This window comes from Curtobacterium sp. MCBD17_040 (assembly GCF_003234805.2).
Lineage (GTDB): Bacteria > Actinomycetota > Actinomycetes > Actinomycetales > Microbacteriaceae > Curtobacterium.
This window is the reverse complement of the sequence record NZ_CP126273.1, coordinates 2,735,432-2,762,252: the sequence shown is the minus strand read 5'-3', so window position 1 is coordinate 2,762,252 and position 26,821 is coordinate 2,735,432. Positions and strand designations below refer to the sequence as shown.

Below are 26,821 nucleotides of genomic sequence, written 5' to 3'. Positions count from 1 at the left end.
TCGGAGGGACGTGGACGTGCGGTTGCTGCTGCTGGAGGACGATCTCGACCTGGCCGCCCGGATCCTCGACGGACTCCGGCGGGCCGGGTTCGCGACCGACCACGTGACCGACCTCGCCGCCGCCGACGAAGCCGTCGCGGTGACGTCGTACGACGGCCTCGTGCTCGACCGCACGGTCCCCGACGGTGATTCGCTCACGTTCCTCCGCGCGTTGCGGCGCGCGGGCGACACCGTCCCCGTGCTCGTGCTGACGGCCCGCGACACCGTGGAGGACCGCGTCGACGGGTTCCACGAGGGCGCGGACGACTACCTCGTCAAGCCCTTCGCCTTCGCCGAGCTCGAGGTCCGTCTGCGGGCCCTGACCCGGCGCGGGGCGGCGCTCCGCGTCCCCGTCCTCCGTGCCGGTCCGGTCGTCATGGACGTGCCCCGGCACGAGGTCACGCACGACGGCGTCCTCCTGAGTCTGACGCCCAAGGAGTTCGGGGTCCTCGAGATGCTCCTCACCGCCGACGGCGCCGTGCTGTCCCGGAGCGCGCTGTTCGAGGGGTGCTGGGACGAGCGCAGCGATCCCCTGTCGAACGTCGTGGACGTCGTGATCGCGCAACTCCGGCGGCGGCTCGGCGAGCCGGACCTGATCGAGACCGTCCGCGGCGTCGGCTACCGGATCCGATCATGAGGACGCGCGAGGTCGCGATCGGGTCCCGACCGAGCCCGGCGGCCCGGCGGCGGCTCGAGCGGATCCGCTGGAGCATGACCCTGTTCTTCGCGCTGACGACCGCGGCCTGCATGGTGGCGCTCGCGGTGTTCTTCGCCGCGACGGACGCCGCCGCGCGCCATCGGGTCGACGACGGCCTCCGCACCCAGGCCCGCCTGGTGTCCGAGGGTGTCACGCACGACGGCCGGTACTTCAGCTTCGCGACGGGGACGACGCCCGCGTCGGGCGCCGGCTTCGCCGCGATCGGGACGATGCCGGCGGGGTTCGTGGACGCGCGGGGCATCCAGTACGCCTCGCCGCGGCAGTCGTCCCTGCCGTCCTCGGCGGTGATCAGCGCGATGTACGCCGGCATGCGGCGCGCGCACGCGTCGGTCTTCCAGACGGTGTCCGGGCGGAACGGGGTCGCGATGCGGTGGGTGGCGCGGCCACTCGACCCATCGGACGTCGCGATGACGATGGTGGGTGCGCCGGCCGCGGCGCCGTTCAGCCGTCGGACACTCGTGCTGGGGCTCGTCCTCGCGGTCGCCGTGCTGGTGCTCGTGGGGACCGTCACCGGGCACGTGCTCTCCGGTCGCGCGATGCGTCCCGCCGTGCGGCAGGTGGAACGGCAGGAGCAGTTCCTCCGCGAGGCCGCGCACGAACTGCGCACGCCGCTCGCGACGCTCGGCCTCATCGCGGAGTCGGGCATCCGGCATCCGGACACCGCCGACCAGGCGCTCCGGGACCTCCAGGGTCGGCTGGAGCGGATGACCGGCGTGGTGACCAGCCTGCTCGCGCGAGCGCGGTCCGAGTCCGGTGGCGAGATCGACCAGCGGCTGCTCCGACTCGACCAGCTCGTCGAGGTCACGGTCGACGAACTCGACCGTGGTGCCCTGGTGTCCGTGGATGCCGTGCCGACCGTGGTCCGGGGCAACGCGGACCTCGTCGAACACGCCGTCCGGAACCTCGTCGAGAACGCGATCCGGCACACGGACGGCCCGGTGCGCATCACCGTGCGGGACCGGTGCTTCGCGGTCGCCGACTCGGGCAGCGGCGTGCCGGAACGCCTCGCCGGGCGGGTCGACGGCATCGACCCCGGTGTCGTCGGCGGACCCGGGGTCGGCACCGGCACCGGGCTGTCCATCGTCCGGTGGGTCGCCGACCTGCACCACGCGGCACTCCGGTTCGAGGAGCGGCCGGGCGGCGGTCTCGTGGTCCGCCTCGAGTTCCCGACCGCTGACACCCGCTGACCATCGAGCAACACCCGCTGTCGGCTCTGAGCGGCATCTGCGTCTAGGATCGCAACACCATGACGCAACTGCGGATCCGCGACGCCGCCACCTACCTCGGCGTGAGCGACGACACCGTCCGGCGACTCGTCGACGGCGGGACCTTCACCCGTGCCACCGACGACGCGGGCCGGGCGGTCATCGACGGCCGTGAGCTCGCGCGGTACGCCAAGGAGCGCAGCACGGCGCTCGCCGACCCCGCGTCGGGTGTGCAGAGCTCCGCGCGCAACCGGTTCGTCGGGATCGTCACCGACGTCGTCGCGGACCGGGTGATGGCGCAGGTCGAGCTCCAGTGCGGCCCGCACCGCGTCGTCTCGCTCATGAGCGCCGAAGCGGTACGAGACCTCGGCCTCGAGGTCGGCTCCGTCGCCGTCGCGTCCGTCAAGGCCACCATGGTCGCCGTCGAGGCCCCCGCGCCGGCATCCGCCGTCGACGGCGCCGTCCGGGAGGAACGCCCATGACCCGTCCGTCGTCCCACCTCCGCCACGCCGCGGTCGCCGCCGTGGCACTCGTCGGTGCGGTCGCCCTCGCCGGGTGTTCGTCGAGCGGGGGCTCCGCACCGAGCGCACCCGCCGCGAGTGCCTCGGCCGCCGCGAGCCCGACCGGCACGCTCACGGTGGACGCGGCCGCGTCGCTCCAGCAGACCTTCACGACGCTCGGCGCGCGGTACGAGGCCGCACACCCGGGAACCCACGTCCGGTTCTCGTTCGGCGGGTCGAGCGACCTCGTCAGTCAGATCCAGGCCGGCGCCCCCGCCGACGTGTTCGCCTCCGCCGACGAGGCGACCATGGGGACCCTGCGGACCGGCGGGTCGATCGACGGCGCGACGCACGACTTCGCGACGAACGTGCTCGAGATCGCGACCGCGCCGGGCAATCCGAAGCGGATCGCGACGTTCTCCGACCTGGCCGGGTCGGGCCTCCAGGTCGTCGTCTGCGCCACCCCGGTGCCGTGCGGTGCGGCGACCGCGAAGGTGGAGTCGGCCACCGGCGTCACCCTCCACCCGGTGAGCGAGGAGCAGTCGGTCACCGACGTGCTCGGCAAGGTCGAGGCCGGCCAGGCCGACGCGGGTGTCGTGTACGCGACGGACGTCGAGGCCGCCGGATCGAAGGTGCACGGCGTCCCGTTCACCGCGAGCGCGAAGGCCGTGAACACGTACCCGATCGGCGTCCTCGAGGGCACCGAGCACCCGGCGCTCGCCGCGTCGTTCGTGGCCTACGTGCGGTCCGCCGCCGGGCAGCGGGTCCTGGCGCGCGCGGGCTTCGGCGGGCCGTGACCGCCCGGGGCTCCGGGCGGTCCGCGTCCGGGCCGCGTGCGGCCGTGCCGTGGTGGCTGCCCGTCCCGGCGGTCGTCGGCGGCCTGTTCGTCCTCGTGCCCGTCGTCGCGATGACCGGAGCCGTCGACTGGTCGACGTTCGGCCACCTCGTCACCACGTCGGCGTCACTGACCGCGCTCGGACTCAGTCTCGGGACCGCGCTCGCCGCGACCGGCGCCGCGTTCCTGCTCGGGTTCCCGCTCGCCGTGCTGTTCGCCCGGTCCGACGCGCGGTGGGTCGGGGTCCTCCGCGCGTTCGTCCTGCTGCCCCTCGTGCTCCCACCCGTCGTCGGTGGACTCGCGCTCCTCGCCGCGTACGGACGCATCGGCCCCGTCGGCGGGTTCCTCGCCGCACACGGCGTCCGGATCGCGTTCACCACGATCGCGGTCGTCATCGCGCAGACGTTCGTCGCGATGCCGTTCCTCGTCACGGCGATCGAGGGTGCGCTCCGGGCCGGTGACGGCCGGGCCGAGGCGGTCGCCGCGACGCTCGGTGCCGGACCCGCGCGGGTGCTCGTCACGATCACCGCGCCACGGGCGGTGCCGGGCATCCTGTCCGGCCTCGTCCTGTGCTTCGCGCGGGCACTCGGGGAGTTCGGCGCCACGCTCACGTTCGCGGGCAGCCTGCAGGGTGTGACGCGCACGTTGCCGCTCGAGATCTACCTGCAGCGCGAGATCGACCCCGACACGGCGGTCGCCCTGGCGCTCGTGCTCGTCGCCGTGGCGATCGTCGTCATCGGAGCGTCGTCCCTGCTCGGTCGTCGGGCGATCGCGTGACCGCCACGGTCCTCCGGTTCGGCGTGACGGCACGGGACGTCGTGGTCGACCTGACGATCGCCCCCGGCGAGGTCGTCGCGCTCGTCGGCCCGAACGGCGCCGGCAAGTCGACGGTCGTCGGGGTCGCCGCGGGACTCGTCCGCGCTGACGCCGGTGAGGTCCTCATCGCCGGGCAGCCCGTCGTCCGCGGGCGTCGCTCCCTGGTCCCCGTGCACCGCCGCGGCGTCGGGCTCGTCGGGCAGGACCCCGTGCTGTTCCCGCACCGGTCCGTGCTCGAGAACGTCGCGTACGGGCCCCGAGCCACCCGCCTCGGCCGACGCGCCGCACACGGACGCGCGCTCGCCGCACTGACGACGGTCGGGGCCGAACACCTCGCCACCCGCTGGCCGTCGTCGCTCTCCGGCGGCCAGGCACAGCGGGTCGCGGTGGCCCGCGCGCTCGCCACCACACCCCGCCTGCTCCTGCTCGACGAGCCGACGTCCGCGCTCGACGTGGAGGCGCAGCGCGAGGTCCGCCAGGCGCTCGCCGCCGTCGTCCGGAGCGGAGACGCGAGCGCGGCGGGCGGGACGGCCGTGCTGCTCGTCACGCACGACCCGCTCGAGGCGATGGCGCTCGCGGACCGCGTCGTCGTCCTCGAGCGCGGCCGTGTCGTCGAGGGGGGTCCCGTCGAGCGGGTGCTCCGACGCCCGACCTCCGCGTTCGGCGCCGCGTTCTCGGGCCTGACCCCGGTCCACGGACATGCCGTGGTCGGCGGGATCCGGCTCGCGGGCGGCGAGGTCCTGCACGCCGACGCGGTCGACGCCGGACCCGGAGCGGCGGCGCTCGCCGTCTACCACCCCACCGCCGCGCGGCTCGGGAGGCCCGGTGAGGTCCGGACCGGTCCGCCGTCCGGCATCGTCCGGCGCGTCGATCGGATCGAGCCGCGCGACGGGCTCGTCCGCGTGGTCGCGGGGGAGTTCGTCGTGGACGCCACCGTGGCGGCCGTCGCTGCGTCCGCGGTGCGGGTCGGGGCGGAGGTGACCGTGGGCCTCCCGGCCGACGAGGTCACGGTGTTCCCGTCGTCGCCGGGGAGGTGACGGTCGGACGGGTCGCCCCGTCCGGCGACCACGGGCACCGCCACGCGCCTGACGTCAGCCGGCCATCGACGCGAGCTGGGCGTAGAAGACCGCCGGGTCGCCGGCGAGCGACGCCTTCACCATCGCGCTCCAGTCGTCGACGACGACCTCGATCGAGCCGGCGGCGAGTCCGTCGAGGGAGGCCCGCGGCACGTCCCGCGGATCGATCATGGGGCCGTCGTACCCGGACATGATGTCGGTGTCGGCGGCGCCGAGGTGGACGCCCTGCACCAACGTGCCCTGGTCGGCGAGTTCGAGGCGGATGCCGTTCGTCATGTTCCACTCGGCGGCCTTCGCGGCGCCGTAGGCACCGGAGGCAGGGCCGAACGCGAACCAGGACAGCGCGGACAGGACGTTCACGATCGCACCGCCCCCGTTCGCGGCCAGGACCGGGGCGAACGCACGGACGACGTCGAGGGTGCCCCAGAAGTGCGTGTCCATCTCGCGGTGGATCTCGGCGAGGTCGCCGGTCACCAGGCTCGCGCCGGTCGAGATGCCCGCGTTGTTGACGAGCAGCGTCACGTCCCGGGCGGCGGCCGCGGCGGCGATGACCGAGGCGTGGTCGGTGAGGTCGAGGTGCAGGGGGACGACCCGCGGGTCGTCGACCTCGAGCGCCTCGATGCGTCGTGCGGTCGCGTAGACCGTGCTCACGCCGCGGTCGAGCAGTTCGAGGACGAACTGGCGGCCGATGCCGCGGTTCGCTCCGGTCACGAGGGCGGTCTGTCCGGTGATGTCCATGCTGGTTCCTCCATCTGGCGGCGGGCTCGATCGGCACCGCCGGAGCTACGCTAGGAGTTGACGTCGACGTCAAGGGCAAGTGGCGACCGCCACCCGCCCACCAGCGGTGTCCGAGGAAGGGGCGTCCGATGCGCATCGGCGAGGTCGCACGGCGAGCAGGGGTCAGCCCGAGGGCGCTCCGCTACTACGAGGAGCAGGGGCTGCTCGCGTCGATCCGCACGGCGAGCGGTCAGCGCGTCTACGCGGACTCCGCCGTCGAGCGGGTGCAGCTGATCCAGCAGTTCTTCGCCGCGGGGCTGTCGAGCCGGACGGTGCTGCAGCTGCTGCCGTGCGTCGACAGCGGGGCGTCGTCGCCCGAGGCGTTCGCCCTGCTCGAGTCGGAGCGCAACCGGATCACCGAGGCCATGGCGTCCCTCGGCGCGGCGCGCGACGCGCTCGACCGGATGATCGACATCGCGTACCACCCGACGCCCGAGCACTGCCCCGCGCTCCGTGAGCGGTCCGAGGAGTCCGAGGAGTCCGAGAGCGTCAGCCCCCGGCGAACGGCGGCATGACGTCGACGAGCCCCACGCCGACGAGGGGCGTCGCGGCGTCCTTCGTCGAGATGCCGTCGACGAGGTAGGAGCAGCGACCCCGCAGGGCGGCCCAGCGCTCGGCGTCCTCGACCGGGATTGCGTCGAGCGCGGCACCGAGGGTGCGGGCGTCGACGTCGAACGCGTCGCGCCCGACCGCCGCGCGTGCCGCCGCGAAGAACCGGATGCGCGTCACGCTCATCCGCCGATCGCACTCATCGAGCGGGCCGGCTGCACGAAGTCCGCGCGGTCGACGCCGTGGTCCCGCGGCTTGGCCCACATCGCCCGCTGCCAGATGGCGACGACCTCGTCGTCGTCGGCGCCTGCACGCATCGCGGTGAGGACGTCGGTCTCCTCGTCCGAGAACAGGCAGCTCCGGACCTTGCCGTCGGCCGTCAACCGCGTCCGGGTGCAGTCGGCGCAGAACGACTCCGTCACGCTGGCGATGATCCCCACCGTGCCGAGGTGCCGTCCGGCGCTGCCCGCCGCGCTGCGCTCCGCGACGTCGTAGCGCTCGGCCGGCGCACCGTCCCGCGGTGCGGCGTGCGGCGTCAGGACGACGTGCTCGGCGAGGAGCTCCCGGACCTCGGCGGCGGTGACCATCTCGGCGCGGTCCCACGTGTGCCCAGCGTCGAGGGGCATCTGTTCGATGAACCGGAGTTCGTACCCGCGCTCCAGACACCAGGCGAGCAGGTCGGCGGCGTGGGTGTCGTTCACCCCGCGGAGGAGCACCGCGTTCACCTTCATCCGCAGCCCGGCGGCGTCCGCGGCGGCGATGCCCTCGAGCACCCGCGCGAGGAACGGCCGCCGGGTCACCGTCGTGAAGGTCTCGGGGTCGATCGTGTCGAGCGAGACGTTGATGCGGTCGAGGCCGGCGTCGGCGAGGGCCTGGGCGCGTGAGGCCAAGCCGATCGCGTTCGTCGTCAGGGACAGCTCGGGACGGTCGGGCAGCGCCGCGCATCGAGCGACCACGTCGACGAGGTCCGCCCGGAGCAGGGGCTCGCCGCCCGTGAACCGCACCTTGCGCACGCCGAGTCGTGTGGCCCCGAGGCCGACGAGCCGGGCGATCTCCGCCGCCGTCATGATCGCGTCGCTCGGCGAGACCGGGAGGCCCGCGGCCGGCATGCAGTACGTGCACCGCAGGTTGCACCGCTCGGTCAGCGACACCCGCAGGTCGATCGCACGCCGACCGAAGCGGTCGACGAGACCGGTGTGCGGCATCCCCAGCATGACCATGACGTCAGCCTACGTCGCGGTCCCGGCGGCGCTGTCCCAGCCGCGACGGCCAGGAGGCCCGGCCCTGCGCTGCGTGCGCGGGGCCGGGCCTCCTGGGCGACCGCCCGACCAGGTGGGTCGGAGCGGGTCAGCGTGTCAGCGTCCGGATGTGTGGGACTCCCAGACCGCCTTCGTGCCCTTGTAGAGCACGAGGTTGCCGTCGTCCTGCATCACCAGTCGCGTCGCGCCGGACTTGCTCGACTTCGTCGACCACAGCGCGGACCCGGCGCTGTTGTAGAGCACCGTGTTCTGGTCGGCCTGGAGGGTCAGCGTGGTGCCGCCCTTCTTCGACGTCTGGGACGCCCAGGTCGCCTTGCCGCTGCTGTAGACCACGACGTTGCCGTCCGCCTGCACGATGAACTGCTTCTTGCCGTTCTGGGACAGCAGGTACTGGCCGGCGGTGAGCGTCGAGGTCGGCGTCATCGTGTCGGCACCCGGACGGTTCGTGTGCCAGTACAGCGTGCTGCCATTCTCGAGCCGCAGGTCCCCGTTGTCCTCCATGGTGAGCTTGTTCGCCGGCTTGTTCGAGGTGTGGCTCTCCCAGATCGCCTTGCTCCCCAGGTACACGACGAGGTTGCCGTCGGCCTGCATCTTCAGGTAGGCGCCGGGCTTGCCGCTCGTGCGGCTGGACCACAGGGCGCGGTTCATGCCGTAGACGACGAGGTTGCCGTCGGCCTGCATGCTCAGCGTGTACTGCTTGTTCGCCGACGTGATGCCCTGCCCGCCGTTCAGCTGCGCACCCGCGCTGAGGGAGCTGCCGACCGTGGTCACGGCCGGGATCGCCGGAGCGGACCCACCGCCACCCGACGCGAACTGCCGCAGCTGGGCGAGCGTGCCGTTGTAGACGTCCTGGTCGCCCGCGAACACGCCGGCGTCGGCGTACTGCCACATGGCGTACTTCGTCCAGCTCGCGGGGAGCGTCCCCGCCCCGGACGACAGGCTGCTCGGGTAGCGGGCGATGAACAGCGGGCTGCCGCTGAACGCCGCGCTGTTGCCCGTGCACGTCTTCCACCAGTCGGTGGTCGAGTAGATCGCCGGCAGGACGCCGGTCTTCGCCTTGATCGTGTTCGAGAAGTCCCGGATCCACGACACCATCGCCGAGGCGCTCAGGCCGTAGCAGGTGTTCGTGCCGTCGGTGCCGGTGTACGGGTCGTACTCGATGTCGAGCAGCGGGGGCAACGTCCGGCCGTCCGCGCTCCAGCCGCCGCCGTGCGCCGCGAAGTAGGTGGCCTGCGTCGCGCCGCTCGACTTGTTCGGAACCGCGAAGTGGTACGCCCCGCGGATGAGTCCGGCGTTCGTGGCGCTGGTCCACTGCGACGCGAACTGGCTGCTCGTGTAGGAGGTCGACTCGGACGCCTTGATGTACACGAACCGCGCACCCTTGTTGTAGGCGGACGACCAGTTGATGCTGCTGTTCGTCTGCCACGCGCTGATGTCGAACCCGTCGGTGCCCGGGACCGCCGACGAGTTCGCTGCGTTCGCGTGCATGAGGCCGCCGGACACGTTCGCGCCGGTGTTCGCTGCGATCGTCGAGCCCATCGTGTGGTTGCCCGCGGCGTTCATCTCGGCGAGCGACGGGTCGCCCTCACCCGTGGCCGACCCGTCGGCGCTCGCGGGCGCCGTGGCGCTGGCGGAGGCGGTGGCGCCGGCGGTCGCCGCGGCGGTCGCGGCGGCGCTCGGCGACGCCGACGCGCTCGCGGACGGCGTCGCCGGCACGGCGGCCGTCGCGGAGGCGGACGGCGCCGCCGCCGTGCCCACGGTGGTGGTCGTGGTGGTGGCGCTGGTGCTCGTGGTGGCCGTGCTGGTGGCTGCCGCCGCACTGGTGACGGTCAGCAGCGGGCCGCCGAGGACGACGGCCGTGCAGGCTGCCGCGGCAGCGACCACCCCTGAGAATTTGCTGGGTCGCAAGTCGGAACTCCCTGATCATGGGCGGTTCCCTCTGCCGCCCCAACGGTCCGGATGAGCCTAAACGAGCCGGTCCGGATCCGAACCCCCCGGAACGGGGGCGTGGCGTTCGGGGGACAAGCGGGCGCGCCAGCGTACCCAGTCCGAACGCGGTGTCCGCACCAGCGTTCCGACGAGCACGAGCGCCGCCGCCGCCGCGAGGGTCCACCGGAACGTGTCGACCGACGGGTGCAGTTGCCGGACCGTGATCGCGAGTCCGACCGCGAGCCACTCCCACCGCCCGGACAGCACGACGAACGGCACGAGGAGCAGCGCATACCAGGGGTAGCGGGGGCTCACGGCGAGCAGGGTCACCCCGATCACGAGCACCTCGCCGCTCCACGGCCGGGCGGGATCGGCGACGCGCCAGGCGACGACCGCTGTCAGGAGCACGACCACGCCGACGACGACGATCGCCGCGTTCCCGTGGGCGACCAGCGACACGAGGGCGAACCGGGAGCCGTCGTCGTAGCCCTCCTCGGACAGGTACCCGGGCAGGTAGCCGAGCACGCGGAGGCCCGTGGTCGCCACGTACGGCACGTACAGCACCGCGAACACCGCGACCGCGACGAGCAGTGCCCACCACGAGCGGCGGCGTCGGAGGAGGGCCGGGTACGCGATCGCGGGGATGAGCTTCGTGCTCGTCGCCGCACCGAGCGCGATCCCGCCCCACACCGGACGGCCGAACGCGACGAGCACCGCGCCGACCGTGACGAGCGCGGCACCGAGGACGTCGACGTGCGAGTTCGTCACCGCCTCGGACGCGACCAGCGGGCACCACGCCCACAGGGCCGCCCAGCGGAGGTCGGCGCGGGCGCGCCGCAGCACGAGGAGCAGGCCGACGGTGACCCCGAGCGACACGGCGAGGCCCGCGACCTGCATCGGCCAGTACGTCGCCGTCACGGGCACCAGGCTGCGGACCAGGGCGAACCAGAGCTCGGCCATGGGCGGGTAGATCGTCGGTACCGAGGGCCGGTTGATCGGCGTGCAGAGGCGCGCGTCCGTGGCGGTGTCGTGGGCGGTCTGGATGCGGTCCCCCGGGCAGTACGTGGGGCCGGTCGGGCTCTGCACCACGTGCGGGGTCGGGTGCCCGAAGAGCCAGTCCGGCCGGATGCCCGCGAGCACGTGGGACGACGGCGTGTGCGCGTAGGGCGACAGACCGTGCAGCTGCACGATGCCGTCCCACGCGTACCGCGCGCTGTCCGAGCTCGTGTCCGGCGGCCCGGCCAACGCCGCGACCCCGACGACCACGGCGCCGCCCAGGACGACCGCCGCCACCGCGCGCCGCGGCACCGCGCGGAGCAGCAGGACACCCAGCACGAAGACCGCCCAAGCGATGCAGGTCCACGTGACGAATGGAGTGCGATGACCCGGACGGAGGAACCCCAGATGCGTGATGCCCCAGGCGATGACGCCCGCGAGCACGAGCACGGTGACCGCGGCCGGGAGCGTGGCGAGCACGGCGCCGAGGCGGGTGGGACGCTCAGTGCTCGTGCGGCGCGGGGCTCGGGGCATGGTCCGACGAGCGTAGTGGCACCCGTCGGCATCACATCCGGCGGTTCCACCGTGATCGGCCCGGAGGGGATGCCAGGATGAACGCCGTGCGTCGGCTGCTCCGTGACCTCCGCCGCGGCCTGGCGTCGCCGAACCGCAACGCCCGGTCCGCGGTCGTGCTCGGGCGCCTGCTCGGCATCGCGTTCCTCGTGTGCTTCGCGACCGGACTGTGGAGCCACTTCCTGCAGGACCCGCTGCCCTGGATGACGTTCCCCACGCAGCCGGCCCGGCTCTACCAGTTCACGCAGGGCCTCCACATCACGACCGGCATCGCGATCATCCCGCTCCTGTTCGCCAAGCTGAACACGGTCATGCCGGCGCTCGTCCAGGACCCCCCGCTCCGTGGGCCGGTGCACCTGCTGGAACGGGCCTCCATCACGGTCTTCGTGTCGGCGGCGGTCGTCCAGGTGCTCACCGGACTCGTCAACACGTACCAGTGGTACCCGTGGCCGTTCTCGTTCCGGCAGACGCACTACGCGCTGTCGTACGTGCTCATCGGCTCGCTCGCGATCCACATCGGCGCGAAGCTCCCGCTCATCGTCCGGTACTGGCGCGCGCGGGACTCCTACGACGCCGAGGGCCGGTTCGTCGTCGACCCCGCCGTGCGCAGCGAGCTCGTGCCCGATCCGGTGCCCGCGGGCGACGGTGCCGCCCCGGTTCACGCGGGCTCCGGCCGGGAGGCCCGGCACCCGTCCGCGGCGCCGACCCGCGGGGTCACGGGCCGACTCCTCCGGTGGATCGACGCGGACCCCGGAGGTCCGCGAGGCCGCGTGGGTGACGGCGACCAGCCTCCGGCCGCATCGCAGGACGGACGCCGGCAGCGCCTGGCGCGCCGCGGGTTCTTCACCGCCGTCGGTGGCGCGGTGGCCGCGGTCGTCGTCCTCACGGTCGGGCAGTCCTCCCGCCTGGGCGAACCGTTCACCCTCTTCGCGCCGCGGCAGCGTGGGCTCGGCCCGGCCGGCCTGCCCGTGAACCGGACCGCCCACGCCGCCGGGGTGACCGAGACCGCCCGCGCGGGGGACTGGGGGCTCACGGTGTCCGCGAACGGCGTCCGTAAGCGCTTCTCGCGGGCGGACCTGCGGGCCATGGACCTCGTCACGGTCGAGCTGCCGATCGCCTGCGTCGAGGGATGGAGCCAGATGGCGACCTGGCGCGGCGTCCGCATCCGCGACCTCGTCCGGGCCGTCGGGGCCCCGGCGGCCAGCACGCTGCGGGTCACGAGCCTCGAGCGACACGGCGGGTACCGCGTGATGGAGATGGGAGCGGAGTACACGGCCGATCCGACGACGCTCGTCGCGCTCGAGGTCAACGGCGCGGACCTGCCGCTCGACCACGGCTACCCGGCGCGGATCATCGCGCCCGGACGGCCCGGGGTGCTGCAGACGAAGTGGCTCTCGAGCATCGAGGTGACCTCGTGAGCACCGCGCCCACCACCGCTCGGGGCGTCTGGATCGCCCGGCTCGTGCTCGTGCTCGTCGGGGTGGCGGTCCTCGCGTTCGGCGCCTGGACCCTCGGGTCCGTCGAGCGGCCGCACAAGGCGGTCGGGCTCCTGTGGTGGCTCATCGGCGCCGTGGTGCTCCACGACGGGGTGCTCTCGCCGTTCGTCGTGCTGGTCGGGGTGCTGCTGCGGAAGGCCGGGCGACGTCTGCCCGGGTGGACGCTCGTCGTCGTGCAGGTCGCCGTCGTCGTCGGAGCGGTGCTCGCCCTCGTGGTGCTGCCCGAGATCCAGGCGACGCACCACGAGAAGAACCCGACCGTGGTGCCGTTCGACTACACCCTCCGGCTCGTGCTCGCCGAGGTCGTGCTCGGGGTCGTGGCGGTCGGCGCGGTCGCGGTGGGCGTGCGCGGCACCCGGCGCCGCCGCGTCGGCGGGGCCGGTGCCTCCGGCCCTGCCGGTGCCTCCGGCCCTGCCGGTGCCTCCGGCCCTGCCGGTGCCTCCGGCCCTGCCGGTGCCTCCGGCCCTGCCGGCGCCTCCGGCCCTTCGGGCCCGGCCGGCCCCGGCCTCCCCTGACCGCGAGATCGCAATCGTTGCTGCTCTGGGCACCTCCAGAACGGCAACGACTGCGATCTCGCGGAAGGGGACGGAAGGGGACGGAAGGGGACGGAAGGGGGGCGGTGCAGTTGATCAGGGGCGGCGGAGTTCGCAGAACGACCGACCGGCGACCGTCCAGCGCTGCGACTCCCTGAGCCCGGCGACGCGGGCGTCGCGGCGGAGCGCACGCTGCCCGACCTCTGCCCAGGGGAACTCCGCGCTCGTCCGGCCGTCGGCGTCCACCACGCGGGCGTCGTAGGTGCGGTCGGCGTCCGGGTCGGCGTTCGTCTCGACGATGATCCGACCGCCGGGGCGCACGATCGCCCGGCACCGCTCGAGCAACGCCGCGGGGTCCCCGCCGATCCCGATGTTGCCGTCGATCACGAGCGCGGTGTCCCAGTGGCCCTCGTCGGGCACGGGGTCGAACACGGAACCCTGGATCGCGCGGCCGCCGGCGTGCTGGGCGATCGAGACCGCAGCCGGGGAGACGTCGACCCCGAGTGCGGGGATCCCGAACCGGCCCGCCGCGACGAGCATCCGCCCGGGGCCGCAACCGATGTCGATGAGGGGACCATCGACGACCTCGAGCAGGGACAGGTCCACCTCGTCGGCGGGAGCGTTCCAGCGGCCGACGTCGAACGTCACGTCGTGTCCCGGGCGGTCGGGGTCGCGGAGCCGGATGTGGCCGTCGGTCGCGAGGGCCTGCGCGTACGGTTCGTCGCCGCCGGCGCCGAACGCGGCATCGCGGTCGTCGCCTCCGTGGCTGCCGCCGGTGGTGAGCATCGTGTCGGTGGTCATCGCCGTGCCTCCTCGAGGTCGCGTCCGGCGTCCGGGTCGTCCTCGCGCACCGTGGCGAGCGCCGCCGCGAACCGGGACCCCGGCGCGAGTGCGGCGACCGCCTCGGCGTCGGCGATCGTGTCGACGTCGAGGAGCTCGTCGAGCAGACCGACGTGCAGCCCGGCGGCGCGGAGCCGGTCGAGCTGCACGGCGCCGGTGTCGTCGCGGGACATCGGGACGCCGCGGACCAGGTCGCCGCGCGGCTCGCGGAGCCACAGGCCCCAGAACCCGCCGTCCGCGGCCGGTCCGAACCACGCGTCGTGGTCAGCGCCCTCCTGGCCGTCGGTGCCGCGGACGAACACGGGGGCGACGTGCGCGCGCGTGAGCTGTGGCGTGTCCATGCCGACGAGCAGGGTGGGACCCTCCACGGTGTCGAACATGGCCGCGAGTCGCTCGTCGAGGTCGCCCCACACCTGGTGCAGGACGTCGAAGGACGCCGCGGCGGCGGGGACGTGCTCGCCGTCGAACAGGAGCACCCGTCGCTCGGCGGGCATGGCGAGCACGGCCGCGATCGTGTCGTCGAGGCTCGCCGCGGCGACCCGGGCCGCCTCGACCGGCGAGAGCGCAGGCGTGAGCCGCGTCTTCACACGGCCGGGCACGCACTCCTTGCAGATGAGCACCACGGTCGTCACGCGCGCGCCTCCGTCGTGTCCGCTCCCGCCGACTGGACGCCCGTCGACCGGTCGGGAGGCGCGGCAGCGGTCCGCGCAGCGGTTCCGTCGTCGAGGTGGGTCGGTCGTGCGGGGTCGAGCCGGTCCTCCCGTCGGTACCGGCGGAGGAGCCGTGACATGTCGCGGATGGCGTTGACGGTGCCGCGCAGGGTGCCCGTGACCTTGCTGTCGCCGATGCGCTGCGCGTACCCGATGTCCGACTCGTCGACGCGCCATCCGGCGCGGTGCGCGGCGAGGACCATCTCGAGCGGGTAGCCGCTCCGGCGGTCCTGGAGGTCGAGGGCGACGAGACCCTCGCGGTACATCGCCCGCATCGGGCCGAGGTCGTGCAGACGGTACCCGGTGGCACCGCGCATGAGCCGGGCGAGGACGACGTTCGCGAACCGGGCGTGCGGGGCCCAGGCGCCGGACCCGGTCGGACGTCGCCGGCCGAGAGCCAGGTCCGTGCGGCCCTCGGTGACCCGTGCGACGAGCGGGACGAGGTCCATCGGGTCCATCGAGGCGTCGGCGTCGCAGAACGCGATGACGTCGGCGGTGGCGGCGGCGACCCCGGCGGCGCAGGCCGACCCGAACCCGCGTCGGGGCTCCGTGACGACGAGCGCCCCGTGCGCGCGGGCGATCTCGGCGGACCCGTCGGTCGAGCCGTTGTCCACCACGATCGCGCGGTATCCATCGGGCAGGCGGGTGAGGACGCTGGGCAGCGCCTCGGCCTCGTCGAGGCAGGGGAGGACGACGTCGACGGTCATGCCGGTCATTCGGTGCGGGCCGGGAGATCGATGGGAGGCTCCTCCGAGCCGCCCTGATCGTCCTCGCTCGTGCCCGGGGTGGTGTCCCTCGGAACCGCGGCCCGGAGTGGCGCCGAGGCGAACTCGCGCATCCCGGCGACGAACTCGACCTGCGCCGACCAGCCGAGTTCCCGCGCGATGCGGGCCGACGACGCCGTGACGTGCCGGACGTCGCCGAGCCGGTACTCCCCGGTGACGATCGGCTGGGGCCCGTCCGGACCGGCGATCGCGGCGGCCATGTCGCCGATCGTGTGGACGTGGCCGGAGCCCACGTTGTAGGCCGCGAAGCTGTCCGGCGACGCGGTGCGCGTGGCGGCGATGGCGGCGATGTTCGCGTCCGCGACGTCGGCGACGTGCACGAAGTCGCGGCGCTGGCCGCCGTCCTCGAACACACGGGGTGCCTCGCCCCGGGCGATCGCGGACCGGAAGAGCGATGCGACCCCGGCGTAGGGCGTGTTCGCGGGCATGCCCGGGCCGTAGACGTTGTGGTACCGCAGGGCGATCGCCCGGCCGCCGGTCGCACGGGCCCACGACGACGCCAGGTGCTCCTGCGCCGCCTTCGTCTGCGCGTACACGTTCCGGGGGTCGAGGGCGGCCGACTCGTCGATGAGCTCCGGCACGAGCGGGTGCCCGTCCGGCCCGACGGGCTCGAAGCTGCCGGCGTCGAGGTCCTCGCGGCGGCGTGCGGGCGGGCGCGCCGGGTCCCCCGAGGAGGTCCGGTAGGCGCCCTCGCCGTAGACGACCATCGAGCTCGCGACGACGAACCGGTCCACGCCCGCGCGGTCCATCGCGGCGAGGACGGACGCCGTCCCGACGTCGTTGCTCGACACGTAGTCCGGGGCGTCCTGGAAGTCCACGCCGAGCCCCACCTTGGCGGCCTGGTGGCACACGACGTCGATGCCCACGAGTGCGGCGTCCACCGCGTCGGCGTCGCGCACGTCCCCGCGGACGACCTCGACCCCGAGCGCGTCGAGCTCCTCGACCAGGCCCGTCGGATCGCCGTGGACGTCCGGGCGGAACGAGTCGAGCACGCGCACCGTGGACCCCGCGGCGACGGCGCGCCGCACGATCTCCGAGCCGATGAAGCCCGCGCCGCCGGTCACGAGCAGGTGCTCGCCGTGCGGCCGGGAGGCCGGGGTGCCGTCCGTCATGCCCGGACCGCCCGCGCCATGACCGACGCGGACGCCTGGACCGGGACGAGTTCGCGCGGGGTGTGGTCGTCGGGCACCGCGCCGACGATCGCCTCGATCGCGTGGACGATGACCGCGTTCGCCGCGGCGAGGCGCTCCATGACGAGGTGGTGCGTCACGGCGCCGGTGTCGTCGGCTGGCGCCCCGTCGGCCCCTGCGTCGGCGGCCGGTGCGTCGGCGGCCGGTGCGTCCTCGGCCGGCGCGAGCCCGGCGTCGGCGTCCGTCACGAACGACAGGTTCACGGTCCCGATGCCGAGCTCGGCGGCGAGCTGCACCTCGGGTGACATCGTCATGTTGATGGTGTGACCGCCCGCCTCACGCATCCAGACGGACTCGGCGCGGGTCGAGAACCGCGGGCCCTGGATGACGACACAGGTGCCGGTCGGCTGCAGCGGCACGCCGAGATCGGTCAGCGCCCGCACCGCGATGCGCCGCAGCACGGGGTCGAACGGGTCGGCGAACGACAGGTGCTGGACGCCGCCCTCGTCGAAGAACGTGTCCTGCCGCCCCCACGTCCGGTCGATGACCTGGTCCGTCACGACGAAGGTCCCCGGCGGGTACTCGGGGTGCAGACCGCCCACGGCCGAGCTCGACACGATCGCGCGCACGCCGAGGGACCGCAGCGCCCAGACGTTCGCCCGGTACTCGATCCGGTGCGGCGGCACCGAGTGCTCCCGCCCGTGCCGGGTGAGGAACGCGACCCGGCGCCCCGCCATGGTGCCGACGGTGATCGGACTCGAGGGGCGCCCGTAGGGGGTGTCGACCTCGATCTCGGTCGCCGTGCCCTCGGCGAACAGCGAGTACAGGCCGGACCCGCCGATCACGCCGATGGGCACGGCGTCGGTCGGTGTGCTTGCAGAGTCGGCGTGGGGATCGTCGAGCGGGGTGGAGCTGTCCACGTGGTGGCGTCCTTCCGGGGGCAGAGCGTGGTCCCGGTTACGCTATCGGCAGACGTTCGGCTGACGTTAGGCATGTCTCCAGCAGCCCGGACGATCCGGACGACGAGGAGCACGATGCGCACCATCGAGGACCACCGGCTCGCGATCGCGGACCTCGTCGCCCCCGTGCTCGCGGCACTCGCCGTGGCACCGGGCGGCCGGGAGGACCGGCTCGTCGACGACCTCGCCGCGGAGCCCCTCGCCGGGCGCGCCGCTCGCGTCCTCGCCGTCGGCGTCACCGCCCCGATCGACCTGCCGCCGTTCGACAACAGTCAGATGGACGGGTTCGCGCTCCGCGCCACCGACGCCGGCGTCCCCCTCCGCGTGGTGGCCCCGATCGCCGCCGGCGCCTCTCCGCCGCCGCTCGCGCCCGGCACGGCCGCGCCGATCATGACCGGGGCGGCCGTCCCCGCGGGTGCCGACGTCGTCGTGCCGGTCGAGGCGGTCCCGCCCGGCCGGTTCCCCGCCGCGCTCGACCTGCCGACCGTGACCATCGCCGAGCCGCCCGCGGTCGGGACGTTCGTGCGGCGACGGGGGTCGGACCTCCCGGTCGGCGGGGTGCTCGCGACCGCCGGGGCGGCGTGCACGCCCGCCCTGCTCGGTCTGCTCGCCGCCGCAGGGGTCGAGCGGGTGACGCTCGTCCGGCGACCACGCGTCCTCGTCGTGTCGACGGGCTCGGAGGTCGCACCGCCCGATGGTGCCGGCGGTGCCGGTGTCGACCGCGGGGGCGTGGCGGGCGCGACCATCGGCGACGCGAACGGTGCGGCGCTCCGCGCCGCGCTCGCCGAGGTGGGCGCGGAGACCCGAGCGGTCCGGGTGCCCGACGACGTCGACCGGTTCCGGGGCGCTGTGACCGCGGCCGTCGCCGACTGGGCCGACCTCGTCGTCACCACGGGCGGGATCAGCATGGGCGCGTTCGAGGTCGTGCGCGAGGCCCTGGAGCCCGCCGGTCTCACCGTGACCGGGGTCGCCATGCAGCCCGGCGGGCCGCAGGCGTTCGGCTCCGTGCCCTTCGGCGACCGGGCGGTCCCCGTCGTCGCGTTCCCCGGCAACCCCGTGTCGGCCCTCGTGTCGTTCGAGGTGTTCCTGCGCCCCGTGTTCGCCCGCCACGCCGGCCTGCCCGATCGTCCGGCCGAGTCGTTCCCCGCCGGGGAGGCCGCCACGTCACCGTCCGGGAAACACCAGATCCGACGGGGCAGGGTGGAGGACGGCACGATCCGCTTCGTCGGCGGACCGAGCTCCCACCTGCTCGCGCACCTCGCCGAGGCGACGCACCTCGTGCACGTCCCCGTCGGCACGGACACCGTGTCGCCGGGCGACGTCCTGACCACCTGGAGGATCCGATGACCGACGCGCTCTCCCACGTCCGCCCCGACGGCTCGGCGCACATGGTCGATGTCTCGGGGAAGGACGTCACGACACGGTCCGCCACGGCCACGGCGACGCTCGTCACCCGACCGGACGTCGTCGCCCGCATCCTCGACGGCACGCTCCCGAAGGGCGAGGTCGTCGGCACCGCCCGCATCGCGGCGATCATGGCCGTCAAGCGCACGAGTGACCTCATCCCGCTCTGCCACCCGCTGCCGATCAGCGGCGTCGAGGTCGAGGTCACGGGGCAGGACGACCGGGTCGTCGTCACCGTCGCCGTCCGGACCACCGCCCGCACCGGCGTCGAGATGGAGGCCCTCACCGGCGCGAGCGTCGGGGCCCTGACCGTCTACGACATGGTCAAGGCCGTCGACCGCAGCGCCGTCGTCACGGACGTCCGGGTGCTCGAGAAGCACGGCGGCCGCTCGGGCGACTGGAGCGCGTCGTGAGCGGGGACGTGCCGGCGACCGGGGCACCGACGCCGGCGAACGCCGCCGGGGCCGAGTTCGGGACCGGGGCTGCGGCCGGACCCGGGTCCGGGGCAGGGGCATCGTCCGCCGGTCGCGGCCGCGGCGCCGTCGTTGTCGTGTCCACCCAGGCCGCCGCGGACGAGTCCCTCGACACCACCGGCCCCGTGATCTGCGACTGGATGCGGCAGCGCGGGTTCAGTGTCGAGAGCGCTGTCATCGTGGCCGACGGCGGCCCGATCGCCGACATCGTCGCGGCCGAACTCGCCGGCGGCGCCAGGATCGTCGTGCTCACGGGTGGCACCGGTGTCACCCCGACCGACCGCACGCCCGAGGCCGTCGCGCCGTTCATCGACCTCGAGATCCCCGGGATCATCGAGGAGCTCCGTCGGCGCGGGGCCCAGGCATCGACCCGCGCCCTGCTCACCCGCGGTGTGGCCGGCCTCGCCGCGGGCGGGACCTTCGTCGTCACGCTGCCCGGGTCGCGCGGGGGTGTCCGCGACGGCCTCGACGTCATCGACGGCGTGCTCGACCACCTGCTCGACCAGGTCGCCGGCGAGGGACACGCGCCCCGCGGTGCCGGAGGTGCGTCGTGAGCGACGAGCGCGGCGGGGCGCACGCGGCCCCGGGCCTCCCGGCCGTCGTGGTCGCCGATGTCGTGACCCGATCCATCACCATCGCCGAGCTGGAGGCCGTGGTCGCCACCGATGCGGACGGCGCCGTCGTGACGTTCGCCGGGGTCGTGCGCGACCACGACGGCGGCAAGGGCGTGGACGCACTCGGGTACGAGGCACACCCCACCGCGGCCGAGGTCATCGCCCGCGTCGCGGGGGTGATCGGGGCCGAGCATCCCGGGGTCCGGATCGGGGTCCTGCACCGGGTCGGGGACCTCGTCGTCGGGGACGTCGCGCTCGCCGCGGTTGTGGCCTCGCCGCACCGGGCCGAGGCGTTCGCGGCGTGCTCCGCGCTCGTCGACATGGTCAAGGACGAGGTGCCCATCTGGAAGCACCAGCGGTTCGCCGACGGCACGGACGAGTGGGTGGCGTCGCTGTAGCCCCGCCGCCGGACGCACCCCCGGCCCCCGGCCCAGCCCGCCTCCGTCGCCCCCGTTCCGCGTCCATCGCCGCATCGGATGCGTCGTTGGTGCCTCAGCCCCGAGGGCGGGCCCGAGCCGCGGGCGCTCCGTACAGGGCGTCGAGCTCCGCGAACAGCGTCCGAGCGATCTCGGGCATCGAGCGGGTCTCGCCCTCGGCGATCCACTGCTGGAACGCCAGGCGGAACACACTCGTGCCGGTCTCCGCGGCGAGCGAGGCTGCCGGTTCCTCGACGCCTCGTGCGTCCAGGACGTCACGGAGGGCTGCCGCGAGCGCCGTCATCTTGAGGAGCTCGCGCTCCTGGAGGCCCGGGTTCGCCAGGATCACGGTCTGTCGCTGCTGCGAGTACGCGCGGCGCTCGTCGTCGAACCACGCACAGCCGGCCACCACGCCCGTGCGCACGGCATCGATCGCGCTGGCCCCGGCGGGAGCCTGGGCGACGCCCTCGGTGAACGCGCTCCGGAAGTGCTCCTGACCGGAGAACAGGACCTCGCGCTTGTCGGCGAAGTGCCGGAAGAAGGTGCGCTCCGTGACGCCCACGGCTGCGGCGATCTGCGCGACCGTCGTGTCCTCGAGGCCCTGGCGGACGAAGAGGTCGAGCGCCGCCGCGCGGAGTCGATCCGGCGTCCCCGGTGCCCATCGCGCCATCCCTCGATCATACTGATGACAGGGGCTGACATCGAGTGCTACCGTGACGTCACACACTGACATCAACGGTCGCGGACGACGCGACCAGGAGGAGGTCGCACAAGTGCGCGTTTTCATCACGGGAGCATCGGGCTGGATCGGGTCGGCGGTCGTCGACGAACTGCTCGCCCACGGACACCAGGTCATCGGGCTGGCGCGCTCGGACGCCTCGGCCGCGTCCATCGAGGCCAAGGGGGCGGAGGTCCTCCGCGGTGACCTCGACACGCTCGACGTCATCCGGGCCGGGAGCGAGGCCGCGGACGCCGTGGTCCACCTCGCGAACAAGCACGACTGGGCGAACCAGGCCGAGACGAACCGGGCTGAGCGCGCGGCGGTGCAGACGATCGGGGACGCCCTGGTCGGCACGGGCAAGCCGTTCCTCGTCGCCGCCGGTGTCGCCGGACTGACCCCCGGCCGCGCCGTGACCGAGGCGGACCCGAACCCCTCGCACGGCCCCGATGCGCCCCGCGGCGGTACCGAGAACCTCGCGCTCGAGTTCGCGGACCGCGGCGTCGTCCCCGTGAGCCTGCGGTTCGCGCCGACGGTGCACGGCGACCGCGACCACGGCTTCATCGCGCTGATCGCGGACGCCGATCGTCGTGCCGGGACCGCGGCGTACGTCGGAGACGGCGAGCAGCGCTGGGCGGCCGTGCACGTGCAGGACGCCGCCCGCGCGGTCCGCCTCGCGCTCGAGCAGGCCTCGCCGGGCCTGATCGTGCACGTCGTCGCCGAGGAGGGTGTGCCCACCCGTGCCATCGCCGAGGCGATCGGTGCGTTCGAGGGTCTGCCCGTCGCCTCCGTCGACCCGGCCGCTGCCCAGGAGCACTTCGGCTTCATCGGGATGTTCTTCGGCATGGACCTGTCCGCCGAGAGCAGCCGGACGCACGAGGTCCTCGGCTGGACGCCGACGGGACCGACGCTGCTCGAGGACATCGCCGCAGGCGCCTACCGGGCCTGACCCGCGTCGGGGGGTGACCCGCGCCTCCCGGGCGGACCACCGTACGGGAACGGCGCACGCCGACGACAAGTGCGCGCGCGCCCACGCGCCCACTTGTCGTCGGGACGCGCACTCGGGGACGCGCACTCGGGGACGCGCAGTCGGGGACGCGCACGGGACGCGCGCTCGGGACGCGCACGAACGGGAGGAGCGGGGCCGCGACCGCGCGCACGGCCCCGTCCGCCTACCCTCAAGGGGTGGCACATCTGCTTGGCGCTGAGAACCTGCACCTCGAGTACCCGACGCGCGTCGTCTTCGACAGCGTCTCGCTCGGCATCGACGAGGGCGACCGGATCGGCGTCGTCGGACGCAACGGCGACGGCAAGTCGACGCTCATGAGCCTGCTCGCACAGCGGATCGAGCCCGACGGCGGCCGGGTGACCCAGCGTCGCGGCGTGACCGTCGGGTTCCTCGACCAGCGCGACGACCTGCCCGGGGGCGAGACCGTCGGCCACGTCGTGGTCGGTGACCTCGCCGAGCACGAGTGGGCCGGGGACGCGCGCATCCGCGACGTGATCAGCGGACTCGTGGCGGACGTCGACTGGGACGGCCTGGTCGACGACCTGTCGGGCGGCCAGCGGCGTCGGGTGGCGTTGGCACGCCTCCTGGTCGGGGACTGGGACGTGCTGTTCCTGGACGAGCCGACGAACCACCTCGACGTCGAGGGCATCGCATGGCTGGCCGAGCACTGCCGCAAGCGGTGGGCGGCGAACCAGGGCGGCCTCGTGGTCGTCACGCACGACCGGTGGTTCCTCGACGAGGTCTCGACGACGACGTGGGAGGTCCACGACGGCATCGTCGAGCCGTTCGAGGGCGGGTACGCCGCGTACGTGCTGCAGCGGGTGGAGCGGGACCGGATGGCCGCCGCGACCGAGTCCCGCCGACAGAACCTCATGCGGAAGGAGCTCGCGTGGCTGCGCCGCGGCGCGCCGGCCCGCACGAGCAAGCCGAAGTTCCGCATCGACGCAGCGAACGAGCTCATCGCCGACGTCCCGCCCGTGCGCGACGCGGTCGCCCTGTCGCAGATGGCGACCGCGCGGCTCGGCAAGGACGTCGTCGACGTGCTCGACGCCGGCGTGCAGTGGCCCGAGGCGCCCGAACCCGTGCTCGAGCACGTCGAGTGGCGCATCGCACCGGGGGAGCGGACCGGGATCCTCGGCCCGAACGGTGCGGGCAAGTCGACGCTGCTCGGGCTGGTGTCCCAGAAGATCCAGCCCACGAGCGGCAAGGTCAAGACCGGCAAGACCGTGCAGATCGCGATGCTCGACCAGCAGCTCGCCGACCTGCAGCAGTACGCCGAGGACCGCGTGCGCGAGGTCGTCGGCCGCAAGAAGACCACGTACGTCGCCGACGGCAAGGAGATGACGCCGTCGCAGCTGCTCGAGCGTCTCGGGTTCTCGTCGGCCCAGCTGTCGACCCCCGTGAAGGACCTGTCCGGCGGGCAGAAGCGGCGCCTCCAGCTCATGCTCATCCTGCTCGACGAGCCGAACGTGCTCATCCTCGACGAGCCGACGAACGACCTCGACACGGACATGCTCGCCGCCATGGAGGACCTGCTCGACTCGTGGCCCGGCACCCTGCTCGTCGTCTCGCACGACCGGTACCTGCTCGAACGGGTCACCGACCAGCAGTACGCCGTGCTCGGGCACCGGTTCCGGCACCTGCCCGGTGGGGTCGAGGAGTACATGCGGCTCCGTTCGGCCGGGTCGGCTGCGCCGCGGGACGCGTCCGCGGCGACGGCACGGGTGGCCGCGGCGGCCGGTGCGGGCGGGCGCGGCGGCGCCGGGTCCGCGGGTGCCGGTGGCGCTGTTGCCGGTTCGGCGGGTGTCGGTGCGGCGGGTGCCGGTTCGGCGGGTGCCGGTTCGGCGTCGGCCGGGAGGGACGGGGCGGGTCCGGTGTCGGGCCTCCCGGCCGTCAGCGGTGCGGACCGGCGGGCCGCCGAGAAGGAGATGTCCTCGCTCGACCGGCGCATCGCCCGGGCAGGGCAGGACCGGCAGCAGGTGCTCGACGCGTTCGCCGCTCATGACCAGGCGGACTACGCCGGGCTCGGGGAGCTCCAAGCGAAGCTCGCAGCGGTGGACACCGAGCTCGAGGAGCTCGAGACGCGGTGGCTCGAGGTGGCGGAGCTGCTCGGGGCGTAGGGGCCGGGCGGGCCGGGGCGCGGCGCGGCGCGGCATGACTGCGCGTGCCGACGACAAGTGCGCCGCGCTGACGACCGCGCAGTTGTCGTCGGGGCGCGCAGTCGGGGTCAGGCCCAGGGGTCGTGCACCCAGTCCGGCAGCGGGCGGAGCTGTCCCCACGCGAACCGGCTCTCGGCGACGAAGTCCTGCACGTCGTTGGCGAAGCGCCAGGCGAAGCGGTCGTCGGGCTCGTCCTCCTGTAGGAAGATCCCGACGCTCTCGTCGGCCATCGTGACTTCGAGCAGATGCTCGTTCTCGCCGAGCGGTGCGTCGAGCCGGAGCGGAACGCGCTCCTCGGGCTCGGCCAGCGCGTCGGGGACGAACTCCGCGCCGATGCGGATCCAGGTGCCGTCGGAACGCTGGCGGAACGGGCTCCTGCGCGGCAGTGCGGTGACGATCCTGATCTGGACCGACTCGCGCTCCTCGGGCGTGAGCATCGCGTCGAGGACCGGCTCGACGACCCGCGGGACCGTCTCGGTCAGGAACGTCTGGACCGTGCGCATGATTCAGTCGCCCAGGCTGATGCTCAGCGAGCGGAGCAGCCCCGCCAGCTGCGTCCGGTCGGCGGGGGAGAGGTCCGCGAGGATCGCCGCCTCGGCCTCGACCAGTCCCGCGATCGCGGCGTCGACCGCCGTCCGACCCTCGGGCGTCAGCGTGACGAGGACGCCTCGGCCGTCGCTCGGGTCCGTTCGCCGCTCGACGAGCCCCCGGTCCGCCAGGCGGTCCACGCGGTTCGTCATCGTGCCGCTCGACACCAGGGTCTGCTGCAGCAGCGCCTTCGGGCTGAGCTCGTACGGCTCGCCCGCGCGGCGCAGCGCCGACAGGACGTCGAACTCCCACGACTCCATGTCCCCGGCCGCGAACGCCGTCCGCCGCGCGCGGTCGAGGTGCCGGGCGAGCCGCCCCACCCGCGACAGCACGTGCAGCGGCGCGAAGTCGAGGTCCGGTCGCTCGCGATGCCACGCCGCGACGATGCGGTCGACCTCGTCCTCCTGCGGCATCCGTCCATCATGGCAGCGGTGGCGGCGGACGGGAGGGACGGCGCGGGCTGGTGGTGGGCCTCCCGGCCGGCGGGTGGTCCGGTCGGTCGCTGGACGGGAGGGGCGGCGCGGGCTGGTGGCGGGCCTCCCGACCGGCTGATGGTGGCGCTGGTCGGCGGGCGCACGGGGCGGCGGATGCTGCATGGGATGATGTCGGGGCGCCTCCGGGCGTGGTCCGCCTTGGTGTAACGGCAGCACATCAGCCTTTGGAGCTGTGGGGTCCGGGTTCGAATCCTGGAGGCGGAGCCGGCAGGTCACCGAGGGAGTTGCCCGACGCGCGATGGGCGGGTCCTCCGCAAGCCCCGGTCGAACGGTGGATGGACGAACGATGATCAGTCCAGGTAGTCGCCGTCCCGGATGTCGTCGAGCAACCCCTCCCGTGTGGGCGTCCACCCGAGGAGCTCCCGGGTGCGCGTGCTCGTCGCGGGTGCGTCGGCGCCGTAGAGCAGGGCCATGAAGGGGCTGACGTAGTGCGTCCCGGCCCGCTCCGCGCTGATGGAGGTGGCCGGCAGTCCGAGACCCTCACCGATCGTTCCGGCGATGGCGCTGAAGGCGACGGTCTCCGCGACGGCGTGGAGGACGGACCCGGGCGGTGCGGACTCGACGGCGAGCCGGTAGAGCACCGCCGCGTCGGCGCGGTGCACGGCGGGCCACCGGTTCGAGCCGTCGCCCACGTACCCGGACACACCGGTCGTGCGCGCCGTGGTGATCAGCATCGGCACGAAGCCGTGATCTCCTGGGCCGTGGACGGTCGGGGCGAGCCGCATGACGATCGCGCGTACGCCCCGGTCGACGAATGCGAGGCAGGCGTCCTCACCAGCGAGCCGGGCTGCTGCAGCCCCGGCGCGATCGGGAGCGGTGGTCTCGGTCGCGGGCTGCCCGAAGGGCAGGACCAGCGTGCCCGACGTGACGACGAGCGGCTTCCCAGTACCGACGAGCGCTTCCCCCATCACGGTGATCGCGCCGACGTCGCGGCGGATCATGGCCTCCGGTTCGGCGTAGTCCCCGCCGTAGGCCATGTGGATGACGCCGTCGGCCGCCGAAGCGGCCTGGCGCAGGACGTCGAGGTCCTCGAGTGCGCCGCGGACCGGTGTCGCCCCGAGCCCGGTCAGCCGGGTCGCGGCCACGTCCGAACGTGCGAGGCCCGTGACCTGGTGGCCGGCGCGAACCAGCTCAGCGACGATCGCGGGCCCGGTCTGCCCGGTGCCTCCCGTGATGAAGACGTGCATGGACAACTCCTCTCGAGGCACCGCGTAGTGCCAG

Annotated in this window: 29 protein-coding genes and 1 tRNA gene; 16 read left to right on the top strand and 14 right to left on the bottom strand. The window is 73.9% G+C overall.

The window, feature by feature from the left end:
* The first annotated feature begins 16 nt into the window (after nt 1–16).
* From DEI94_RS12915 to DEI94_RS12890, 6 genes are read left to right on the top strand one after another with little or no spacing between them, the layout of a single operon-like run.
* A complete protein-coding gene (locus tag DEI94_RS12915) occupies nt 17–676 on the top strand; it encodes a winged helix-turn-helix domain-containing protein (protein ID WP_111026422.1) in 660 nt (219 codons plus the stop codon).
* The gene (locus tag DEI94_RS12910) at nt 673–1,944 is read left to right on the top strand and encodes a sensor histidine kinase (protein WP_111026349.1); all 1,272 of its coding nucleotides are present in this window, start codon (nt 673–675) and stop codon (nt 1,942–1,944) included. The genes DEI94_RS12915 and DEI94_RS12910 overlap by 4 nt, the downstream gene beginning before the upstream one ends.
* Nucleotides 1,945–2,003: 59 nt before the next feature.
* Entirely contained in the window at nt 2,004–2,444 is a 441-nt protein-coding gene (locus DEI94_RS12905; RefSeq protein ID WP_111026350.1) for a TOBE domain-containing protein, read from the top strand.
* Nucleotides 2,441–3,259, top strand: coding sequence for a molybdate ABC transporter substrate-binding protein (modA, locus tag DEI94_RS12900; RefSeq protein ID WP_111026351.1), 819 nt, complete (start codon nt 2,441–2,443; stop codon nt 3,257–3,259). Before DEI94_RS12905 ends, modA begins: the two co-directional genes overlap by 4 nt.
* Nucleotides 3,256–4,074, top strand: coding sequence for an ABC transporter permease (locus tag DEI94_RS12895; RefSeq protein ID WP_258372311.1), 819 nt, complete (start codon nt 3,256–3,258; stop codon nt 4,072–4,074). Before modA ends, DEI94_RS12895 begins: the two co-directional genes overlap by 4 nt.
* Nucleotides 4,071–5,150 (top strand): ABC transporter ATP-binding protein, encoded by a 1,080-nt coding sequence (locus DEI94_RS12890; protein ID WP_111026352.1) that lies wholly within the window; start codon nt 4,071–4,073, stop codon nt 5,148–5,150. The genes DEI94_RS12895 and DEI94_RS12890 overlap by 4 nt, the downstream gene beginning before the upstream one ends.
* Before the next feature lie 54 nt (nt 5,151–5,204).
* Here DEI94_RS12890 and DEI94_RS12885 read toward each other — a convergent pair whose 3' ends face one another.
* A complete protein-coding gene (locus tag DEI94_RS12885) occupies nt 5,205–5,927 on the bottom strand; it encodes an SDR family oxidoreductase (protein ID WP_111011192.1) in 723 nt (240 codons plus the stop codon).
* A 128-nt stretch (nt 5,928–6,055) separates the two neighbouring features.
* Here DEI94_RS12885 and DEI94_RS12880 point away from each other — a divergent pair, with 128 nt between their 5' ends.
* Entirely contained in the window at nt 6,056–6,481 is a 426-nt protein-coding gene (locus tag DEI94_RS12880; RefSeq protein ID WP_111026353.1) for a MerR family transcriptional regulator, read from the top strand.
* Here DEI94_RS12880 and DEI94_RS12875 read toward each other — a convergent pair.
* The 4 genes from DEI94_RS12875 to DEI94_RS12860 form a co-directional block, all read right to left on the bottom strand.
* Nucleotides 6,456–6,701, bottom strand: a complete 246-nt coding sequence (locus DEI94_RS12875) for a MoaD/ThiS family protein (protein WP_111026354.1) — start codon at nt 6,699–6,701, stop codon at nt 6,456–6,458. The genes DEI94_RS12880 and DEI94_RS12875 overlap by 26 nt on opposite strands.
* Nucleotides 6,698–7,735, bottom strand: a complete 1,038-nt coding sequence (gene moaA, locus DEI94_RS12870; protein ID WP_111026355.1) for a GTP 3',8-cyclase MoaA — start codon at nt 7,733–7,735, stop codon at nt 6,698–6,700. The genes DEI94_RS12875 and moaA overlap by 4 nt, the downstream gene beginning before the upstream one ends.
* 135 nt (nt 7,736–7,870) lie before the next feature.
* Complete coding sequence (locus tag DEI94_RS12865; RefSeq protein WP_146249442.1) at nt 7,871–9,682, bottom strand: GH25 family lysozyme; 1,812 nt, start codon at nt 9,680–9,682, stop codon at nt 7,871–7,873.
* A 57-nt stretch (nt 9,683–9,739) separates the two neighbouring features.
* The gene (locus DEI94_RS12860; RefSeq protein ID WP_146249443.1) at nt 9,740–11,233 is read right to left on the bottom strand and encodes a glycosyltransferase family 87 protein; all 1,494 of its coding nucleotides are present in this window, start codon (nt 11,231–11,233) and stop codon (nt 9,740–9,742) included.
* A 77-nt stretch (nt 11,234–11,310) separates the two neighbouring features.
* On the opposite strand from DEI94_RS12860, the gene DEI94_RS12855 reads away from it, so the two are divergent.
* Together DEI94_RS12855 and DEI94_RS12850 are read left to right on the top strand one after the other, a co-directional pair.
* A complete protein-coding gene (locus tag DEI94_RS12855) occupies nt 11,311–12,690 on the top strand; it encodes a molybdopterin-dependent oxidoreductase (RefSeq protein ID WP_258377979.1) in 1,380 nt (459 codons plus the stop codon).
* The gene (locus DEI94_RS12850) at nt 12,687–13,283 is read left to right on the top strand and encodes a hypothetical protein (protein WP_181441763.1); all 597 of its coding nucleotides are present in this window, start codon (nt 12,687–12,689) and stop codon (nt 13,281–13,283) included. Before DEI94_RS12855 ends, DEI94_RS12850 begins: the two co-directional genes overlap by 4 nt.
* 114 nt (nt 13,284–13,397) lie before the next feature.
* On the opposite strand, the gene DEI94_RS12845 is transcribed toward DEI94_RS12850, so the two are convergent.
* From DEI94_RS12845 to DEI94_RS12825, 5 genes are read right to left on the bottom strand one after another with little or no spacing between them, the layout of a single operon-like run.
* Entirely contained in the window at nt 13,398–14,102 is a 705-nt protein-coding gene (locus tag DEI94_RS12845) for a class I SAM-dependent methyltransferase (protein WP_258368681.1), read from the bottom strand.
* A complete protein-coding gene (locus DEI94_RS12840; protein ID WP_111026359.1) occupies nt 14,099–14,773 on the bottom strand; it encodes a TIGR04282 family arsenosugar biosynthesis glycosyltransferase in 675 nt (224 codons plus the stop codon). Before DEI94_RS12840 ends, DEI94_RS12845 begins: the two co-directional genes overlap by 4 nt.
* Entirely contained in the window at nt 14,770–15,558 is a 789-nt protein-coding gene (locus DEI94_RS12835) for a glycosyltransferase family 2 protein (RefSeq protein WP_349815158.1), read from the bottom strand. The genes DEI94_RS12840 and DEI94_RS12835 overlap by 4 nt, the downstream gene beginning before the upstream one ends.
* A gap of 5 nt (nt 15,559–15,563) precedes the next feature.
* Complete coding sequence (locus DEI94_RS12830; protein WP_111026361.1) at nt 15,564–16,748, bottom strand: NAD-dependent epimerase/dehydratase family protein; 1,185 nt, start codon at nt 16,746–16,748, stop codon at nt 15,564–15,566.
* Nucleotides 16,745–17,686 (bottom strand): MTAP family purine nucleoside phosphorylase, encoded by a 942-nt coding sequence (locus tag DEI94_RS12825; RefSeq protein WP_111026362.1) that lies wholly within the window; start codon nt 17,684–17,686, stop codon nt 16,745–16,747. The genes DEI94_RS12830 and DEI94_RS12825 overlap by 4 nt, the downstream gene beginning before the upstream one ends.
* Before the next feature lie 114 nt (nt 17,687–17,800).
* Here DEI94_RS12825 and DEI94_RS12820 point away from each other — a divergent pair, with 114 nt between their 5' ends.
* The 4 genes from DEI94_RS12820 to DEI94_RS12805 are packed head-to-tail and all read left to right on the top strand — an operon-like array spanning nt 17,801 to nt 20,614.
* Nucleotides 17,801–19,072, top strand: coding sequence for a molybdopterin molybdotransferase MoeA (locus tag DEI94_RS12820; RefSeq protein WP_111026363.1), 1,272 nt, complete (start codon nt 17,801–17,803; stop codon nt 19,070–19,072).
* Nucleotides 19,069–19,542, top strand: coding sequence for a cyclic pyranopterin monophosphate synthase MoaC (gene moaC / locus DEI94_RS12815; protein WP_111010923.1), 474 nt, complete (start codon nt 19,069–19,071; stop codon nt 19,540–19,542). The genes DEI94_RS12820 and moaC overlap by 4 nt, the downstream gene beginning before the upstream one ends.
* Entirely contained in the window at nt 19,539–20,156 is a 618-nt protein-coding gene (locus DEI94_RS12810) for a MogA/MoaB family molybdenum cofactor biosynthesis protein (protein WP_111013986.1), read from the top strand. Before moaC ends, DEI94_RS12810 begins: the two co-directional genes overlap by 4 nt.
* A complete protein-coding gene (locus tag DEI94_RS12805; protein WP_111026364.1) occupies nt 20,153–20,614 on the top strand; it encodes a molybdopterin synthase catalytic subunit in 462 nt (153 codons plus the stop codon). The genes DEI94_RS12810 and DEI94_RS12805 overlap by 4 nt, the downstream gene beginning before the upstream one ends.
* Before the next feature lie 94 nt (nt 20,615–20,708).
* Here the strand turns inward: DEI94_RS12805 and DEI94_RS12800 are convergent, their stop codons facing one another.
* On the bottom strand, nt 20,709–21,302 hold the full coding sequence (locus DEI94_RS12800; protein ID WP_111026365.1) for a TetR/AcrR family transcriptional regulator: 594 nt from the start codon (nt 21,300–21,302) through the stop codon (nt 20,709–20,711).
* Between the two features lie 43 nt (nt 21,303–21,345).
* Between DEI94_RS12800 and DEI94_RS12795 the strand changes: the two genes are divergently transcribed.
* Nucleotides 21,346–22,299: an SDR family oxidoreductase gene (locus DEI94_RS12795; RefSeq protein WP_284183711.1), complete on the top strand. Its 954-nt coding sequence runs from the start codon at nt 21,346–21,348 to the stop codon at nt 22,297–22,299.
* A gap of 236 nt (nt 22,300–22,535) precedes the next feature.
* Nucleotides 22,536–24,479 carry an ABC-F family ATP-binding cassette domain-containing protein gene (locus DEI94_RS12790; protein ID WP_111026367.1) on the top strand — a complete coding sequence of 648 codons (1,944 nt, stop codon included), beginning with the start codon at nt 22,536–22,538 and terminating at the stop codon, nt 24,477–24,479.
* 107 nt (nt 24,480–24,586) lie between these two features.
* Here the strand turns inward: DEI94_RS12790 and DEI94_RS12785 are convergent, their stop codons facing one another.
* Together DEI94_RS12785 and DEI94_RS12780 are read right to left on the bottom strand one after the other, a co-directional pair.
* A complete protein-coding gene (locus DEI94_RS12785) occupies nt 24,587–25,021 on the bottom strand; it encodes a hypothetical protein (RefSeq protein ID WP_111010928.1) in 435 nt (144 codons plus the stop codon).
* Between the two features lie 3 nt (nt 25,022–25,024).
* Nucleotides 25,025–25,519: a MarR family winged helix-turn-helix transcriptional regulator gene (locus DEI94_RS12780; protein WP_111010929.1), complete on the bottom strand. Its 495-nt coding sequence runs from the start codon at nt 25,517–25,519 to the stop codon at nt 25,025–25,027.
* 213 nt (nt 25,520–25,732) lie between these two features.
* Between DEI94_RS12780 and DEI94_RS12775 the strand changes: the two genes are divergently transcribed.
* Nucleotides 25,733–25,804, top strand: a tRNA-Gln gene (locus tag DEI94_RS12775).
* A gap of 86 nt (nt 25,805–25,890) precedes the next feature.
* On the opposite strand, the gene DEI94_RS12770 is transcribed toward DEI94_RS12775, so the two are convergent.
* Nucleotides 25,891–26,787 carry an SDR family oxidoreductase gene (locus DEI94_RS12770; protein ID WP_111026368.1) on the bottom strand — a complete coding sequence of 299 codons (897 nt, stop codon included), beginning with the start codon at nt 26,785–26,787 and terminating at the stop codon, nt 25,891–25,893.
* Nucleotides 26,788–26,821: the final 34 nt, after the last annotated feature.

Bases quoted from the DNA above. Each gene is read 5' to 3' on its own strand.
- DEI94_RS12885 (WP_111011192.1), bottom strand. From the start codon at position 5,927: ATGGACATCACCGGACAGACCGCCCTCGTGACCGGAGCGAACCGCGGC.
- DEI94_RS12875 (WP_111026354.1), bottom strand. From the start codon at position 6,701: ATGAGCGTGACGCGCATCCGGTTCTTCGCGGCGGCACGCGCGGCGGTC.
- DEI94_RS12905 (WP_111026350.1), top strand. From the start codon at position 2,004: ATGACGCAACTGCGGATCCGCGACGCCGCCACCTACCTCGGCGTGAGC.
- DEI94_RS12780 (WP_111010929.1), bottom strand. From the start codon at position 25,519: ATGCCGCAGGAGGACGAGGTCGACCGCATCGTCGCGGCGTGGCATCGC.
- modA (WP_111026351.1), top strand. From the start codon at position 2,441: ATGACCCGTCCGTCGTCCCACCTCCGCCACGCCGCGGTCGCCGCCGTG.
- DEI94_RS12835 (WP_349815158.1), bottom strand. From the start codon at position 15,558: ATGACCGTCGACGTCGTCCTCCCCTGCCTCGACGAGGCCGAGGCGCTG.
- DEI94_RS12845 (WP_258368681.1), bottom strand. From the start codon at position 14,102: ATGACCACCGACACGATGCTCACCACCGGCGGCAGCCACGGAGGCGAC.
- DEI94_RS12860 (WP_146249443.1), bottom strand. From the start codon at position 11,233: ATGCCCCGAGCCCCGCGCCGCACGAGCACTGAGCGTCCCACCCGCCTC.
- DEI94_RS12855 (WP_258377979.1), top strand. From the start codon at position 11,311: ATGAACGCCGTGCGTCGGCTGCTCCGTGACCTCCGCCGCGGCCTGGCG.
- moaA (WP_111026355.1), bottom strand. From the start codon at position 7,735: ATGGTCATGCTGGGGATGCCGCACACCGGTCTCGTCGACCGCTTCGGT.
- DEI94_RS12910 (WP_111026349.1), top strand. From the start codon at position 673: ATGAGGACGCGCGAGGTCGCGATCGGGTCCCGACCGAGCCCGGCGGCC.
- DEI94_RS12820 (WP_111026363.1), top strand. From the start codon at position 17,801: ATGCGCACCATCGAGGACCACCGGCTCGCGATCGCGGACCTCGTCGCC.
- DEI94_RS12785 (WP_111010928.1), bottom strand. From the start codon at position 25,021: ATGCGCACGGTCCAGACGTTCCTGACCGAGACGGTCCCGCGGGTCGTC.
- DEI94_RS12770 (WP_111026368.1), bottom strand. From the start codon at position 26,787: ATGCACGTCTTCATCACGGGAGGCACCGGGCAGACCGGGCCCGCGATC.
- DEI94_RS12830 (WP_111026361.1), bottom strand. From the start codon at position 16,748: ATGACGGACGGCACCCCGGCCTCCCGGCCGCACGGCGAGCACCTGCTC.
- DEI94_RS12880 (WP_111026353.1), top strand. From the start codon at position 6,056: ATGCGCATCGGCGAGGTCGCACGGCGAGCAGGGGTCAGCCCGAGGGCG.
- moaC (WP_111010923.1), top strand. From the start codon at position 19,069: ATGACCGACGCGCTCTCCCACGTCCGCCCCGACGGCTCGGCGCACATG.
- DEI94_RS12800 (WP_111026365.1), bottom strand. From the start codon at position 21,302: ATGGCGCGATGGGCACCGGGGACGCCGGATCGACTCCGCGCGGCGGCG.